This window comes from Roseateles sp. P5_B10 (assembly GCF_056400485.1).
This window is the reverse complement of the sequence record NZ_JBFULE010001720.1, coordinates 1-540: the sequence shown is the minus strand read 5'-3', so window position 1 is coordinate 540 and position 540 is coordinate 1. Positions and strand designations below refer to the sequence as shown.

At 61.7% G+C, this 540-nt stretch carries 1 protein-coding gene; it reads right to left on the bottom strand.

Annotation, left to right across the window (positions count from 1 at the left end; genetic code table 11):
- Nucleotides 1-540, bottom strand: a 540-nt coding sequence (locus AC1DU6_RS35525; RefSeq protein ID WP_477863307.1) for an asparagine synthetase B family protein, incomplete at both ends; no start/stop codon positions are given.

Sequence of the window (540 nt, the reverse complement as noted above, 5' to 3'; positions counted from 1 at the left end):
GAGCCAGACGGGCGGTCAAAAGATGCCTGGAGTATCCAGCAAAACATTCGTCGCCGCCGTCACCGGAGAGGACAACAGTTACATCCCGGCGGGCGAGGCGAGATAGCAGCAGTGTCGGAATCTGCGATTCGTCGGCGAACGGCTCGTCCCAAATACGAGGCAGATCGGGAATGACATCTCTGGCCTCCGAGGGAGTGAGACGTAGCTCCGTGTGGTCCGTGCCGAGGTGACGAGCCACCGCCGCGGCACTGGCCGCTTCGTCGAAGGCGGGCTCGCCGAAACCGATAGTGAACGTGCGGACGGGCCGGGCGGATTGGGATTGCATCAGGGCGACGACAGTTGAACTGTCGATGCCACCGGACAGGAACAGCCCGATTGGCACGTCGGCGACCATGCGCTCACTGACGGCCTCGCGAAGCAAGCCATCAAGATGCGACACGAGCTGGCAATCGTCCGCGGAAACGAGGTTTTCTCGGCCGTTCTTTGCGATGTCAGTCAGCGACCACCAGGTACGCGTCTTTGTTCGAAGCTCTGCAGCAT